The following is a 15605-nucleotide window of genomic DNA, read 5'->3' on the forward strand; positions in this document are numbered from 1 at the left end:
TTGAAGAGGGGAGCCATTGGCTCCCCTCTCTGCTGATGCGTGGTACTGTCTATGGCTGCCGACCGGCAAACACCACCACCACCTTGTCCTCCCCCTTCTCCCGCACGAAGCTGTAGGGAGCATCCGACAGCTTCTTGTGGCTGCCAGCGGCTATGGCCGGATGGGCGGCGCGGAACTGGCCGAGTCGCTGCCAGTGCTTGACCAGCTCGGCCTTCTCACCGCTCCCGATCTCCTGCCAGTTCATGTCCGAGCGAACACTCTGATCGAACACGCCGCCATCCTTGGCCAGACCCCGGCCGGACTCGTCCCCGTAGTAGAGCTGGATGCCCCCCGGCAACAGCATGAAGCTGTTGGCAACTCTGCGTTGTAGCGGCACGTCCTGATAGTCGCCAAAGAACAGCTTGGTGTCGTGGGAGCTGATGTAGCTCAGCACGTTGAACTCGGGATCCTGATTGATGCGGCTGGCGTAGCTGGCATAGGTGGGCTCGGCGCCCGCCATGCACTGGGCCTGGGGCAGGGCGAACTCCCGCTGATAGTCGAAGTTGATCAGGGAATCGAAGCCATTCTGGTACCAGAAATCCTTGGCTACCCCGTGATCCCACACCTCGCCAACCATGTAGAAGGGGAGATCATCGAGCGCCTTGTCCGGGTTGGTTGCCTTCCACTCCTTGAGTGCCGCCGTGCCCGCCTGCTTGAGCTTGGCCCACACGGCGGGTTCCAAGTGCTTGACGGTGTCGGCGCGAAAGCCGTCGATGCCGAAGCGGCGCACCCAGTCGGTGTGCCAGGCGATCAGGTAGTCGCTGACGCTTGCATTGGGGAGCGCCTTGGCTCTGGTGTTTTTCTTCACTGCCAGCAGCGGTGGCAAGCCCACCGGCTTGGTGGACTCGGTGAGGAAGTCCGGCAGCCCCGCCACCGAACCGGTGACGTCGTCTGTGCCCGGTTGCGGGTAGCCGGGCAGGCCAGCCCGCACCCAGTCACCGCTCCACCACTTGTTCCAGTCTGGTGATTGGTAGTCGATAAACTGGTTGTAGCCATGCCAGTTGAGGCCGCCACTCGGGCGCCACTGGTTCCAGGTGGCCGGCAGTTTGCCAGTGTTCTGGGTCAGATCGGTGAGCCCCAGATCCTGCAGGTCCGCCAGGGTGGCGTAACCGGCGTGGTTCATCACCACATCGAGGATGATCCGCATGCCGCGCTTGTGGGCCTCGTCCACCAGGGTCTTCAGGCTCTCCTCGTCGCCATAGTTGGGATCGATCTTGGTGAAATCCAGTGCCCAGTAGCCGTGGTAGGCGTAGAAGGGGAAGTTGCCCTGCTCGCCGCCACCGATGAAGCCGTGTACCTGCTCCACCATGGGAGTGATCCAGATGGCGTTCATGCCGAGGCTCTTGATGTAGTCGAGCTTCTCGGTCAGCCCCTTGAAATCGCCGCCGTGCCAGGTGGCGACCTCGTCCTGACCATCCTTCTGGCGGCCGAAGCTGTGATCGTTGGCCGGGTCGCCATTGTGGAAGCGATCGGTCAGCAAGAAATAGACGCTCGCCTGATCCCAGCTGAAAGGTGCTTGCTTGGCTGCCTTGACCGGTTCGAGCAGCAGCAGGCTGCCGCTCTCCTTGCTCGGGGTCAGGGTCAGCTTGCCCTGTTTGATCACGGCCTCCTGCTTTGAGTAGGCATCCCGCAGCCGGGTGCCGTCAGGCCAGACTCCCTTCAGCGACACCGTCACAGGGCCGCCATCCCAGGCGATACAGGGCTCTGCCGGGGGCTGGCGCTTGAACTCGCTCTTCCTGGTGGCCCGCAGCACCTTGAGGCTGGGGGTATCGGGATTGAAGGTAAACTCGTAGTCCCCGGCCAGCATCACCCGCAGGGTGAAACTTGTCCCCTTGGCGCATTTGTCCATGGGTTGGGCGGTGCCGAAGGGGAGCGGCTTGGCCTCGGTCGGACCGAAGCTGGTGCCGCAACTGTTGCCGGCATCGCCGATGCGGATCTGGTGGCTGCCCTTGTCCAGCTTGTGGGTCAGGCTGACGGTGCCCTTGTCCAGCGTCAGCGCCTCGGCCACAGGTTTGCCATCCACATAGAGATGTACCTCGGGGGAGGCCAGCACCAGGCCTGAACACAGGGGGCCGGCCAGCAGGGCGAGCCAGAGGGGAGAGAAGCGAGGAGAGCGACGCATAAGCCATTCCTTGAGCAAGGGTAACCGGACCAGATTCCGTCAATGGGGCTCATTCTAGGTGGCATAGTGGCGGGCTTGGACAGGCAAAACGCCGATCTGTGAGCTCAGTTCAAATGGTTACGTTTTCAAGCCAGGTAAAGTGTGATGACGGCAAGCATCCGATCGCGCTTGTCCAGAGAAGGCCGCCCTGACGTTAAGAGGCCGCCGCCCGAGTCGCGACATTCACAGGGCATTTGCTCACGACTGAGCAACCCCAAGGCATAGCTTCGGTGCTTGTACTGGGCCCGCTTCTTTTCCCGGAAAAATGGCACGGCTCTAACCCGACGCGGCGGACCCCGCTAACTGTATCGGTCAGCGGGTATTACAGTACGGGTCAGTCACAGTTGGCGGATGTGACCACTTTGCGCGATATGCCAGAGGCTGTCTTAGTCACTATTCACCATGCGCTGTGCGTTAACAGAGGGACAGGTGCGCAGATATTGATATGGGGTCAGGCCGAATTCTTGCTTGAAGCGGGCGGCGAAACGGCTGGGAGAGTCATAACCGCAGGCGAGGGCCACCTCCAGCGGAGTGAGGCCCTGTTGCAACAGGTTGAGAGCGTGGCTCATGCGCACCTGGGTCAGCAACTGGCGAAAGCTGCGCCCCTCGGCGGCCAGCTTGCGCACCAGGGAGGCGCGGCTCATGGCAAAGTGTGGGGCCAGGGTCTCGAGTGTATGGTCGGCGCCTGGCTCCACGCCGAGGTAGCGGGCCAGCCGCTCCCCGAGTGTCATTGTGCTGGCGGGAAACAGCAGGTCGAGTGCATGGGCGGCGTGCAGCTCGGCATAGAAGCCGTGCAGCAGCTGGATCTGGGTGGCCTGGCTCAGCGTGCGGCTGGCCATGGAGCAGACCAGCTCGAAGCAGAACGCCAGCGCCGGGTTCACCTCAAGGCGCGGCTCCCTCTGCGGGGTGGGCGGGGCGCTGCTCAGCCATTCGGCGGGGGGCGGGGCCAGCAGGGTCAGGGCATGGGAGCTGAACTTGCCCTGTTCGGGCTGATTGACGAAGGTGAGCTGGTGGCCTGCCGGGATCAGCAGCCAGCTCCCCTTGTCAAACGACAGGCGCCTGTCTTGCCACCACAGCAGCTTGTGGCCCTGCTGTACCCAGATGAGGGTCGGCGCATAGATGAGCACCCTGTGCAGGGGCTGCTCGCGGATCCCGAAATAGTGATGCAGTTGCAGCAAGGGGGGGCTCATCCGGCGGGCTCCTAGGGGGTGACGAAGGTGGCGGTCAGGGTGGCTTTGCCCAGCGCCATGGCATTGAGCATGTAGCCTACCATGGCAGGCGGAGTATCTGCCTTGACCTCGAGAGCCTGAGGCAAAGCCCAGGCGGTGAACTGGTAGCGGTGCATGCCATGCCCGGCGGGCGGGCAGGGGCCGCCGTAGCCCTGGCTGCCGAAGTCGGTTCCGAGCTCCAGCCCTTGTTTGAGTTTGCCGGAGGCGTTGCTGGCCAGCTCGATCTGATTGGCGGGCAGGTTCACCACCAGCCAGTGCCACCAGCCGCTGCCGGTGGGGGCATCGGGATCATAGGCCGTGATGGCGACGCTCCTGGTGCCGGCCGGCAGGTCCTGCCAGCTCAGCTGGGGAGATCGGTTCTCCCCCTTGCAGCCGAAGCCGTTGAAGCTGAACGCCTTGTCCATCAGCTGACCTTCCTGGATGTCCGTGCTCTTCAAGGTCATGGCAGAGGCGGGCAGGGCCGCCACGCACAGCAGGGAGAGCAGGGCGGAACGCAGGGGTAATTTCATTGTGGTGCTCCTTTATGGATGAGGGGATCAGTCTAGCGAAAGAGGGTCAGCCTGGTGCAACATCAAGGCTCAATATCAGATTTCAGGTGGCTAATTTGAGCTGAACTGCATCTTTAAGGAAGAAAATTGGTACGGTGAGGTGGCAAGGGAGTGGGCGGCTGGTGGTGTGGCGGTCATAAAAAACCGGCCTCATGGAGGCCGGTTTTGACATTGTGCTGACAGGAGAGCAGGCGGCTTAGCGCAGTATCATCTGCTCGCGGCCTGGGCCGACGGAGACCATGGGGACCGGCACACCCAGCAGGGCTTCGATACGCAGCACGTAGTGCTGGGCAGCCTTGGGCAAGTCTTCAAACTTGCGGATGTGGGAGATGTCTTCGCTCCAGGCTTCCATGGACTCGTACACCGGCTTCAGACCGGCAGTTTGTGGCCAGATCGGGTTCTCGGTGTTGGCACCTTCGTAGGCCACGCAGATCTTCAGATCCGGCATGCCGGAGAGGCAGTCCAGCTTGGTCAGGGCGATCTCGTTGGCGGCCTGGATCTCCAGACCCTGCTTGGTGGCAACGGCGTCGAAGTAGCCGATGTCACGGGGACGGCCAGTGGTGGCACCGAACTCGTTGGCGAACTTGCGGAACTCTTCCTGGTTCTCCATGGCGGTGATCAGGGTGCCGGTACCGACAGAGGTACTGAACGCCTTGGCCACGGCAATCACGCGCTCGGGGCGCAGGGCCGGCAGGCCGCCACCGATGCCGGCGTAAGCGCCGGAAACGTGGGAAGACGTTACCCAGGGGTATTCGCCGTAGATGAGGTCACGGCCGGCGCCCAGCTGGGCTTCAAACAGCAGGGTGCCATTCTGGGCCTGGATGGCCTTGAGCGGCTCGCTGACGTTGCAGACTGCGTCGATCCAGGGAGCGGACACTTCCAGCAGCCAGTCGGCCATTTCCTGGGCGGTCTGGCTGAACTCGAAGCTCGGGTAGAGGGCCTTGAGCTGCGGCAGTTTCCAGTCGAGGAAGAACTGGATGCGCTCGACCAGCACTTCAGGCTGTTTCAGCCAGCCGACCAGGATCGCTTTTTTCATGACCCGATCACCGTAAGCCGGTGCAATGCCCTGACGGGTGGAGCCATAGGCACCATCACCCAGACGGACTTCTTCCAGGGTATCTTCCAGCGCATGGATCGGCAGGCAGAAGGTAGCGCGATCAGAGATAGCCAGTTTAGGGGTCACGCCGGCGGCTTTCACTTCAGCCAGCTCTTTGGTCAACGGCTCCGGGCTGATGACCATGCCAGGGCCGAGGACAACCAGGCACTCCGGGTTGAATACGCCGCTCGGCAACTGGTGCAGCTTGAAGGTGCCCAGGTCGTTGACGACGGTGTGGCCGGCGTTGTTGCCGCCCTGAAAACGGATGCTGGCGGCGGATTGACCTGCCAGATAATCGACGATGCGGCCTTTGCCTTCATCACCCCAGTTAGCACCTACGACTACGATAGACGACATGACTCTTTCTCCTAAGACGTTAGGCGTTCATCCTAGGAGGCTAAGGCGGATTAGAAAAATTAATTATCTTTATAATTCCGATAAGAGAACCATATAATTACAACAGCGTTATCGGCAAGACACCTGTGCTGCTGCACTGGCCGGCATAAGGTGCGCATAGGTGGAAAACAAAAGGATCCCCATGCTGGATATTCACTGGCTACAAACCTTCGTCACCCTGGCACGGTTGCAGCACTTCGGCCACACCGCCACCGAACTGCACATGACCCAGCCCAATGTCAGCCTGCACCTCAAGAATCTGGAGCAGGCTACCCGGGTCAAGCTGATTGAACGCAGCCCGTTCCGGCTGACCCAGGCGGGGGAGCGCCTGTTGCAAAGCGCCGAGCGCGCCATCAATGAGTTGCTGTTGTGTCAATCCGACCTCAATGCCCTCAATCAGCTGAGTCAGGGCACGCTCGCCATCGCTGCCAGCGACATCATTTCCCGCTTGCTGCTGATCCAGCCGTTCCAGCGTTTCAAGCAGGAGTTTCCCGGCATCGACCTCACCTTGTTCAATACCACGTCGGATCAGGCGGCCGAGCTGGTCAAGGCTGGCAAGGCGGACCTTGGCTTCGTGATGGCGCAAAAGCGCAGCGAACCCCTGTTCTACACAGAGTTGCAGCAAGTGACCTGGTGCGCGCTGGGACACGGCTTGGCCCGCTGGCAAGCGCGGGCGAAGGCGGGAGAGAGCGATCCCCTCGATGAGCCGACCCTGATCCTGCTTGGTCACGACACCCGTACCCGGGCGCTGATAGACCCTTCCTTGCCTCTGCTCGGTTTGCCTACTTGTCGCATCATGGAAGTGGGCAGCGTGGATGCCCAGCTCGACTGGGCCGAGGCGGGATTCGGAGTGGCCATAGTGCCGGACTTCTCGCTCCATCCGCGCCTCAAGCTCACCGCCCCCGTGACCAGATTGACCGACTTTCCCGGCACCAGCTTAGGATACGTGGTGCGTCAGAATCAGGTGTTGTCACGGGCCATCAAGCAGCTGCTGCACTGGGTGGAGGAGGAGATACAGAGGCCGGATGCCTACCATCCCCCGCAGCCCACGGCTGAGCGCTGAGCCGGTTTCGGATAGGCCGGGGGAGTTGTCGCTTGTCCGGCCGCGATCACAACCGATAACAGGCAAGGTTAAAGGGCTGAAATAACCGGTATATCTATCGTCTTTATTCTCGCGGTGTGTGCCGGGCCAAGGGATATAAAACGATACAAAAAAGAGGCCACCCGTATGGGTGGCCTCTTTGCCTTGGGCATCCCCGGGATCACTGGCTGGGGATGCTCGCCGAGGGCGCGGCGGGCAAGGGCTGGCTCGCGTCGTTCGTTGCACCGGTCGCGCTTGGCGAGCCCCCTTTTGTGTCGCTTGTCGCCCCAGTGGCAACCGCTGCAGGAGAGACTGCCGCCGAGGCGGGCATAGTCACGGTTGCTTGCGTTGTCGTTGCCGCCGACGGGGGAGCTGCCACTCCGGGTTGAGTCGCCATGGCGGCCGAGGTGGGCGGTACCGCGACGGGCTGGGTTGCCACCGGGGCGGATGTGCCTACCGGGGGGGCTGTCACCTCGCTGCTGGCGTGCGCAGCCGAGGCGGCTTCCATTGCGGGGGTTGCCGCCGACACTTCTGTCGCAGAGGCAGTGAGGGATTCAGGTGTCAGTGACGGCAGTGGCAGGGCGGCGTCTTCCATGCCCGGATGGCGCGGTACGTCTGCCGCGGCCAGCATGGAGTCCTGGGTGAGGGGCGTCAGTGCCGGGTGCAATCGGGTAAATTGTTTGAGCCGCGCGGTCAGCACGTCCCGCACTGTGCGCACCTCGGCTTCGGGCAGGTTGTCCAGTGCGATCAACTCGGCGGTAACGGCGAAGGTACTGACGCTGGTGGGCTGTCCGGGATAGAGGTTGGCGCCGATCCGGCTGTGTTGATAGTAAGGGTGATGCTTGAGCAGGCGGTCGATCTGCTCCCCTTCGATAGGGATGATACGCGCCTTGCAGCGACCGGTCAGGTCCCCTATGCCCTGATTGGGGTGGCCCGCCACCACGAAAGCGGCGTCCAGAGTGCCATCGCAGAGCCCTTCCAGCCGACTGTTGACTGCGGCCGGGATGACGGGGGCAAAGCTGCTTGCCTGCCAACCCATGGCATCGAGCAGAGCCTGGCTGGTGACGCGCTCCCCCGAGCCCGGGTTGCCCAGATCGACCCGCTTGCCTTCGATGTCAGCCAGGGTAGTGATGCTGCTGGTGGCGCTGGCAAGCAGGGTCAGCGACTCCTGATGGAGCCTGAACAGGCTGCGAAGCCGGTCGTTGGGCGGCTGGCCCACGAAGGGGCCTGTGCCCTTGGCGGCATGATGAACCACATCCGATTGCACCAGTGCCAGCTGGATTTTGCCCTGGCCCAGCGCCTTCAAGTTGGCCAGCGAACCTGACGTGCTCTGCACCGAACAGTGCAGCCCCTTGCTGGCACTCTCTTCGTTCAGCAAGCGGCAGATGGCGCCTCCGGTCGGATAGTAGACGCCGTTGAGCGCCCCTGTGCCAATGGTGAGATTGGTGGGCGTGGTGGCGTGCAGGGGCAGTGCCAGGGCAGCAGCCAGCCAGGGCAGGGTGATTCGTAGCAGGGCAGGCAGGTGGTGCAAGGGGCTTGGGTACATAGTGAACCGGATCAATGGCTGATAAAAGGGATGGGCCTGGCCCATCCCGTATGACGTCTCATGTTGTCTATTCAGCGGCGGGCCACAATGGAGTCAACCATTGTGGCCCGCAACGACTGCGCTCAAGCGTAGTTGGTTGCCGCCGACATGCAGCTGCAAAAATATACGCTATTGCCGTCAGATGCGAGTCTGGATCGCTTTCTCCATCCGAGCCAGTGCCTCGGTCAGCCGTGCCCTGGTGCAACCGAAGTTGAGCCGCACGAACTGACCATTGCCGAACTGGGCGCCGGGGGAGAGTCCCACTCCCGCCTGTTCGAAGAAGGCGATGGGATCCTCGAGCCCGAGCGCACTGACATCGATCCAGGCGAGGTAGGTCGCCTGATGGAGAGCCAGCGTGACGCCAGGCCAGCGGGCGACCGCCTGCTCGATCAGCGCCAGATTGGCGGCCAGATAGTCGAGCTGTTCGGCAAGCCAGGGGTCGCCCCCTTCGTAGGCCGCTTCGGCCGCGACAAAGCCCAGCAGGTTGACGTCGGCGCTGATGCCGCGCATTGCCTGTTGCAGCTTGAGGCGCAGGCGGGGGTTGGGCACCACGGCGAAGGCGCAGCACAGACCCGCAATATTGAAGGTCTTGCTCGGTGCCATCATGACGGCGCAGCGATCGGCGGCTTCCGGGCTGACGGCGCCATAGGGTATGTGACGGGCATTTTTGTCCAGCAGCAGATCGCAATGGATCTCGTCCGAGCAGACCACCAGATTGTGGCGCTCGGCGATGGCATCGATGGCTTCGAGCTCCTCGCGGGTAAACACTGTCCCACCCGGGTTGTGCGGGTTGCACAGCAGCAGCAGATCACCAAACGGGGCCTGACGTTCCAGCGCTTCCAGATCCAGCACCCAGCGACCCTCCTCTTCCACCATGGGGACTGTGAGCAGGGGACGGTCGTTGAAACCGGGGGCTTGCAGGAAGGGGTAGTAAACCGGCTTGGGGGTGATGATGCCGCGGCCTTGCTGGCTCCAGGCCTTGCACGCCAGGTTCAGACCCGGTACCACGCCGGGCAGGAAGATGAGCCACTCTGGCTGTATGGTCCAGCCGTAGCGGCTGGCCAGACGCGCCATGATGAGTTCGATCAGCCGGGCAGAGGGGCGCGAGTAACCGAAGATACCGTGGGCGACCCGTTTGGTGAGGGCCTCGACGACGGCGGGCGGCGAGACAAAGTCGGTGTCGGCAACCCACATGGGCAGCACGTCCTCGCCTTTGTACTTGTCCCATTTCAGGCTCATGGTGTCGCGACGATCTATTTCCCGGTCAAAATCAAACATGTGAAATCCTTATACTGGCCAGTGGGCTTTCAATGTACGGGGTCGGGCGCGGGGTCGCAAGCCTTGAGGTAACTCTTGATAATGACATAAAATAAGCGGCGCCATTTCATGCACTTGCCGAATTTTGGCCAGTTTTTATCCCCCAATCCAGTGGTAATCCTATGAGCTTGCTGACCACAGCCCTGCAGAGGCGTGATCCCGTCTCCCTCTCTTTTCTGGCCGTGACCTTTATGACCGGGGTTGCAGTAGCGCTCCAGGTACCGACCTTGAGCCTGTTTCTGGCCGAAGAGGTGCAGGTGCGCCCCTTGCTGGTCGGGCTCTTTTACACCGTCAACGCTGTGGTCGGCATCCTCATCAGCCAGTGGCTCGGCCACCGCTCCGACAGCAAGGGGGATCGCAAGCAGCTGATACTGCGCTGCTGTTTCGCGGGTGTGGTGCTCTCCCTGCTGTTCGCCTGGAATCGCAACTACTGGCTGCTGGTGAGCCTGGGGGTCGTGCTGGCCAGTCTGGCGGCCACTGCCAGCCCACAGCTGTTTGCCCTGGCCCGTGAATATGCCGACAGCCGCAACAAGCGAGCGGACATGTTCAGCTCAGTGCTGCGGGCCCAGTTTTCCCTGGCCTGGGTGATTGGTCCCCCCATCGCCTTCGCGCTGGCCATCGGCTATGGCTTCGAGGTGATGTATCTCGCCTCCGCCTTTGCCTACCTTGTCTGCGCGCTGGTGGTGTGGCGCTGGCTGCCCTCCCTGCCGTTGCCCACGCCAAATAACGAGGTGGAACGGGTCAGCAGCTGGCGGGACCCGTCGGTGCGGGCACTGTTTATCGCCTCCACCCTGATGTGGACTTGCAACAGCATGTATCTCATCAACATGCCGCTTTACATTACCCGCGAGCTGGGGCTGGAGGAGAAACTGGCGGGTGTGTTGATGGGCACGGCTGCGGCCCTGGAAATTCCCTTCATGTTGCTGGCAGGCTACTACACCCAGCGCTTTGGCAAGCGCCCCATGATGCTGGTAGCTGTGCTGGCCGGAGTGTTTTTCTACGTGGGGCTGGTCACCCTGTCGAGCCAGCCAGCCCTCATAGCGCTGCAACTGCTTAACGCCATCTTCATCGGTATAGTCGCGGGGATCGGCATGTCCTACTTCCAGGATCTGATGCCGGGGCGCGCCGGGGTGGCGACTACCCTGTTTGCCAACAGCATCCGCACCGGTTCCATCATGGCGGGGGCCATAGCGGGAACCGTGGCAGAGATCTGGAGCTTTCACGGTGTCTTCATGGTGGCGACCGCACTGGCGATGGCAGCACTGGCCGCCTGCTGGCGGGTACCCAATGTGTGAGGCGGGTCTGTGACCGGTTGGCGATGGGTGACGCAGGCAGCCTGACGGCTTGGGCTTATTTGTCGTTATCGGTCTGATATTCGTTGCGAAGACTGCGCAGCAGCAGCTCGGTGGCCGGACCCAGGGTATCGGCCGTTGATGGCGTGAGCTGAGATATCAGTATCGCTGTCGCTGACCGAGGTTACTTGTCGTTATCGGTCTGATATTCGTTGCGAAGACAGCGCAGCAGCAGTTCGGTGGCCGGACCCAGGGTATCGGCTGACGGGGTGAGCAGATAGGTATAGAGGTGGCGCTCGTTGCCGCTCTCCAGATCCAGTGGTACCAGGGCGCCGCTGCCCAGCTCCTCCTGCACCAGATGGCGGGGCAACCAGGCATAGCCAAGGCCGAGTTTGAGCATGGCGATGGCTTCGTGATAGTGGGTCGCCTTCCAGCCGGTGTCGTCCGCATCGTTCCAGTCCACCGAGCGGTGGATGGGGGGATGCAAGCTTATCTGGTTGTGGCTGGCGAGCTCCTCAGTGGAGACGGCCCCCGTCAGGGCGGCGAGGGGATGTTCGGCCGAGCAGAGCGGCAGCAGGCATACTTCGTCCAGCGGCAGGCCGGTGCGATCCTGGGGCAGGTGTTCGGACAGCATGAGATCCCCCACCTGCAATGCATTGAAGTGGCAGTGAATACGTTCGTGTAGATTGACGCGGCAGCCCCGGCTGCGGGGATAGAAGTTGGCCAGTGCCCGATAGAGACGCTCCCGCGGTTGCAGCACGGAAACATAGAGATTGATCTGCGGCTCCCACTGCCGTTCCAGGTTGTTGGCCAGGTTTTCCAGCTCTTCCACCTGCTGGCTGAGCTGACGGGCCCGCTTGAGGAAGATCTCCCCTGCCGGCGTCAATACCGCCTTGCGCCCCCTCACTTCCAGCAGGGGGACTCCCAGACTCTGCTGCAGCTTGGCCACCGCATGATTGAGAGAGGATTGGCTCTTGTTCAGCGCCTCGGCGGCCTGGGCATAACCGCCGCAGTCCACCACGGCCTGAAAGATCCGCCATTGCTCAAACGTGCTCTTGGGACGAAACATATCTCAACCTGATAAGGGATCGGATCTGATAAAGGCCTTCGACAGGGTGCCGACGACACCCTATTGAATTTAACCCCATGCGGTGCAGGGTTCCGGTTATTTTGTTGATTTATTTGGGCTGGGCCACAAAGGTCTGACCGGTTTTGCCACGGCTGTCCTGTCCCATCAGGTAGAGATAGAGCGGCATCAGGTCGGCCGGCGTCTTGAGCTGCTGGGGATCTTCCGCCGGGAAGGCGCTGGCGCGCATCTTGGTGCGGGTACCGCCCGGGTTGAGGGTGTTGACTCGCACAGCCGTGTTTTCCAGTTCGTCGGCCAGCACTTCCATCATGCCTTCGATGGCGAACTTGGAGATGGCGTAGGTGCCCCAGTAGGCGCGGCCTTTGCGCCCCACGCTGGAGGAGGTGTAGACAATGGAGGCCTCACCATGCTCCCTGGCGGTCTGGCGGATCAGCGGCAGCAGCGCCTGGGTCAGCAGGAATTCGGATTTCACGTTGACCTGCATCACCTCGTCCCACTCTTTCTCCTGAATATGTTCGAAGGGAGAAAGGGTGCCGAGCAGGCCCGCGTTGAACAGCACGCCGTCGAGGCGACCAAACTGCTGGGCGAAGGTCTCGGCCATGCCGCGGTAGTGGGCGGCGGTTGCTCCTTTCAGGTCCACCGGCACTATGGCGGGAAGGGGATAACCGGCGGTCTCAATCTGGTCATAAACAGCCTCGAGTTTGGCACTGGTGCGGCCGAGCAGGATCACGGTCGCGCCGTGGGCTGCATAGGTGATCGCCGCTTCGCGGCCTATGCCGTCACCGGCACCTGTGACCAGAATGACCTTGTCCTTGAGCAGATCCCGGGGTGCCTGATAATCGAGCATGACAACTCCTGTTAACAAATTCGTGGCAGATGCGCGCGGCAATAGAGGGGCAAGTGTACTGATCCCGCACGGCATTTGACCAGTATGAGACGGCAAAAATGTGAAGAAAATAGAGGGGTTGTGATTGGCGAGTCTGTTTTTTGAGCCACTGTCGCAGAGTTTTTGCGCGAGCCCTGCAAACTCCCTAGAATGTGAAAAAACTGACTCACTATGGAGTATCAAGTGGCATTTTTGACCGAGTATGGCCTGTTCCTGGCCAAGACCCTCACCTTACTGCTGGCCATAGCTGCCGTCATCCTGATGGTGATCAGCAGCCGTCAGCCGAAATCCCGCAAGGGTGAGCTGGTGGTGACTGATCTCTCCAGCGAGCTGGAGCAGGGGCGTTATCAGTTGCAGGCGGCGCTGGCCGGCAAGACCGAGCGCAAGCTGCTGGAGAAAACGCGCAAGGCCGAACACAAGGCGCGCGCCAAGACGGAAGACGAACGCAGCCGCCTGTTTGTGCTCGATTTCAACGGCAGCATGGATGCCAAAGAGGTGGCGTCCCTGCGAGAAGAGGTGAGCGCCGTGATAGGGGTCGCCCAGTCCGGTGACGAGGTGCTGCTGCGTCTTGAGTCCGGCGGCGGTGTGGTCCATGGCTATGGCCTGGCGGCTTCCCAGTTGCAGCGACTACGGGACAAGGGCATCAAACTCACAGTGGCCATCGACAAGGTGGCGGCGAGCGGCGGCTACATGATGGCCTGCGTGGCAGATCAGATACTGGCGGCGCCCTTTGCCATCGTCGGCTCCATCGGTGTGATTGCCCAGTTGCCGAACTTCAACAAGCTCTTGAAAAAGCACGACATCGAATTCGAGATGCACACCGCTGGCCAGTACAAGCGCACCATCACCATGTTCGGTGAGAACGACGATCTGGGGCGGGAAAAGTTTCGTGAGGAGCTGGGCGCCATCCACGAGCGGTTCAAGGCGTTCGTGGCCGAGCACAGACCCCACCTCGACATAGACAGTGTCACCACGGGGGAACACTGGCTGGCGAGCCAGGCCAAGGGGCTGGGGCTGGTGGATACCCTCTGCACCAGCGACGACTACCTGCTGGCCCAGGCCAGCCACCACAAGGTGGTCGGCATCAGCTATCGCAAGCCAAAGAGCCTGACCCAGAAGCTGGGCCAGCAGGCGGCCATGGCGCTGGAGTCGAGCTTGGGTCGCCTGTGGCAGCAGAGCCCCTGGCGCTGAGAACCTGTTCCGATCTTACTGCGAGGTCGTGATCAAGGCTCATGTGCTGCTCGGAATCCTCACGTATGTTTATACGCTCCGGTTCCTGCGCTGCTCTTCACCTTGCTGACGACCTCTCGCGACAGTTCGAAAACAGGTTCTAGGAAGCCGTTCAAAGGGCAATAAAAAGCCGGGCACTTGCCCGGCTTTTGCTATCCAGCGACTCAGCGCTGGAAGGGGTAGACGGAGCCGAGTTTGAGGATCTGGGTCAGCTCGTCCAGTGCGGTACGGGACTCCTGTACCAGTGCCGGGTCGCGCAGATCGTCCAGCGCCAGACTGTCGCGGTAGTGGCGATCCACCCACTGATCCAGCCGGGCAAACTGGCTGTCGTTGATGAGGCAGGCCGGATTGACCGCCGCCAGCTCCTGATCGTTCATGGCGACCCGCAGCCGCAGACAGGCGGGGCCGCCGCCGTTGCGCATGCTCTGCTTCACGTCCATGTAGTGTATCTGCTTGATGGGGGTGCCCCGGGCGATGAGCTTGCCGAGGTAGGCCGATACCGCCGGATTGTCACGACACTCTGTGGGAGCGATGATCGCCATCTCGCCGGACGGCAGGGTCAGGATCTGGGTATTGAACAGATAGGATTTCACCGCATCTTGTACCGACACCTCGGCAGTCGGTACCTCGATAAAGTGCAGCTCGCCTTCGCCGAACTTGTTGCGCACCTCGACCAGCGCCGACTCGGTATTGAGAAACGCCTGCTGGTGGAAGAAGAACAGGTTCTGGTTGCCTACCGCTATCACGTCGTTGTGAAACACCCCTTGATCGATCACGTCCGGATTCTGCTGGATGAAGACGGCACTCTCTTCACTCAACCCGTGCAGACGGGCGATGGCCTGGCTGGCTTCCAGGGTCTGGCGGGCCGGATAGCGCTTGGGGGCGGGCTGGGAGACATCAAACGCGCTGCGGCCATAGACGAACAGCTCGACCCCGGATTCGCCGTAGGCACGACACAGCCGGGTGTGGTTGGCGGCGCCTTCATCACCAAAGTGATCATTTTCCGGCAGGTGCTGGTGGTGATAGAAGTGACGGTCGTTGTTGAACACGGCGCGCAGTATGCGGCCCGTCACCTCGGGTTCGAGGGAGCGGTGGAACTTGTTGGTCAGGTTGGCGGGGGTGAAGTGAATGCGGCCATCCTGGGTATCGGCACTCGGGGAGACGGTGGCGGCGTTGGCGGTCCACATGCTGGAAGCTGAATAACAGGCGGCCAGCACGGCGGGTGCCTGTTTCGCGGCCTGGGCCAGCACGCTTGCATCATTGCCGGTGAAGCCGAGACGGCGCAGGGTAGCCAGATCCGGCCGCTCCTGCGGGGCCAGCACCCCCTGGGTCATGCCAAGCTCGGTTAGCGCCTTCATCTTGCGCAGCCCCTGCTTGGCTGCCTCCTTGGGATTGGACGCTTCCTTGGCATTGCTCTGGGAGGCAACGTTGCCGTAGGACAAGCCCGCATAGTTGTGGGTCGGGCCGACCAGGCCGTCGAAATTGACCTCGAAGTGCTTCATTGAGTACATCCTTTCGATTTTTATATGGGTAGCGGTTCCTTCCGCGCACAAAGCTGCGGGATGCAGCCATTATAAAGAGATTTTGTCTTTTGTAACAAGCTGATAACTAAAGTGGTTTGTTATGTTGCAAGAGCGGTTTGTTATGTCGTTTCAAAT

General features: G+C 61.6%; 12 protein-coding genes. 3 read left to right on the forward strand and 9 right to left on the reverse strand.

Annotation, left to right across the window (positions count from 1 at the left end; genetic code table 11):
* Positions 1-49: 49 nt before the first annotated feature.
* The 4 genes from GWQ29_RS05700 to GWQ29_RS05715 form a co-directional block, all read right to left on the reverse strand.
* The gene (locus tag GWQ29_RS05700) at positions 50-2161 is read right to left on the reverse strand and encodes an alpha-amylase (protein ID WP_275918945.1); all 2112 of its coding nucleotides are present in this window, start codon (positions 2159-2161) and stop codon (positions 50-52) included.
* Positions 2162-2586: 425 nt separating this feature from the next.
* Complete coding sequence (locus GWQ29_RS05705; protein WP_275918946.1) at positions 2587-3390, reverse strand: AraC family transcriptional regulator; 804 nt, start codon at positions 3388-3390, stop codon at positions 2587-2589.
* 11 nt (positions 3391-3401) lie between these two features.
* Positions 3402-3938, reverse strand: coding sequence for a YbhB/YbcL family Raf kinase inhibitor-like protein (locus tag GWQ29_RS05710; RefSeq protein WP_275918947.1), 537 nt, complete (start codon positions 3936-3938; stop codon positions 3402-3404).
* A gap of 235 nt (positions 3939-4173) precedes the next feature.
* Positions 4174-5430: an adenylosuccinate synthetase gene (locus GWQ29_RS05715; RefSeq protein WP_265452188.1), complete on the reverse strand. Its 1257-nt coding sequence runs from the start codon at positions 5428-5430 to the stop codon at positions 4174-4176.
* 181 nt (positions 5431-5611) lie between these two features.
* Between GWQ29_RS05715 and GWQ29_RS05720 the strand changes: the two genes are divergently transcribed.
* Positions 5612-6532, forward strand: a complete 921-nt coding sequence (locus GWQ29_RS05720; protein ID WP_058393458.1) for a LysR family transcriptional regulator — start codon at positions 5612-5614, stop codon at positions 6530-6532.
* 199 nt (positions 6533-6731) lie between these two features.
* On the opposite strand, the gene GWQ29_RS05725 is transcribed toward GWQ29_RS05720, so the two are convergent.
* Together GWQ29_RS05725 and GWQ29_RS05730 are read right to left on the reverse strand one after the other, a co-directional pair.
* The gene (locus tag GWQ29_RS05725; RefSeq protein WP_275918948.1) at positions 6732-8096 is read right to left on the reverse strand and encodes a TAXI family TRAP transporter solute-binding subunit; all 1365 of its coding nucleotides are present in this window, start codon (positions 8094-8096) and stop codon (positions 6732-6734) included.
* 177 nt (positions 8097-8273) lie between these two features.
* On the reverse strand, positions 8274-9413 hold the full coding sequence (locus GWQ29_RS05730; protein WP_275918949.1) for a PatB family C-S lyase: 1140 nt from the start codon (positions 9411-9413) through the stop codon (positions 8274-8276).
* Positions 9414-9574: 161 nt separating this feature from the next.
* Between GWQ29_RS05730 and GWQ29_RS05735 the strand changes: the two genes are divergently transcribed.
* A complete protein-coding gene (locus GWQ29_RS05735) occupies positions 9575-10747 on the forward strand; it encodes an MFS transporter (RefSeq protein WP_005312169.1) in 1173 nt (390 codons plus the stop codon).
* A gap of 181 nt (positions 10748-10928) precedes the next feature.
* Here GWQ29_RS05735 and GWQ29_RS05740 read toward each other — a convergent pair whose 3' ends face one another.
* On the reverse strand, positions 10929-11813 hold the full coding sequence (locus GWQ29_RS05740; protein WP_005312172.1) for a LysR family transcriptional regulator: 885 nt from the start codon (positions 11811-11813) through the stop codon (positions 10929-10931).
* Positions 11814-11922: 109 nt separating this feature from the next.
* Positions 11923-12678 carry a YciK family oxidoreductase gene (locus GWQ29_RS05745; protein WP_059112091.1) on the reverse strand — a complete coding sequence of 252 codons (756 nt, stop codon included), beginning with the start codon at positions 12676-12678 and terminating at the stop codon, positions 11923-11925.
* A gap of 222 nt (positions 12679-12900) precedes the next feature.
* On the opposite strand from GWQ29_RS05745, the gene sohB reads away from it, so the two are divergent.
* Positions 12901-13908 (forward strand): protease SohB, encoded by a 1008-nt coding sequence (gene sohB, locus GWQ29_RS05750; protein WP_275918950.1) that lies wholly within the window; start codon positions 12901-12903, stop codon positions 13906-13908.
* Positions 13909-14111: 203 nt separating this feature from the next.
* On the opposite strand, the gene astB is transcribed toward sohB, so the two are convergent.
* Entirely contained in the window at positions 14112-15449 is a 1338-nt protein-coding gene (gene astB, locus GWQ29_RS05755; RefSeq protein ID WP_275918951.1) for an N-succinylarginine dihydrolase, read from the reverse strand.
* Between the last annotated feature and the right edge of the window lie 156 nt (positions 15450-15605).

The sequence above is a fragment of the Aeromonas sp. 2HA2 genome (assembly GCF_029237345.1).
GTDB lineage: Bacteria > Pseudomonadota > Gammaproteobacteria > Enterobacterales > Aeromonadaceae > Aeromonas > Aeromonas salmonicida.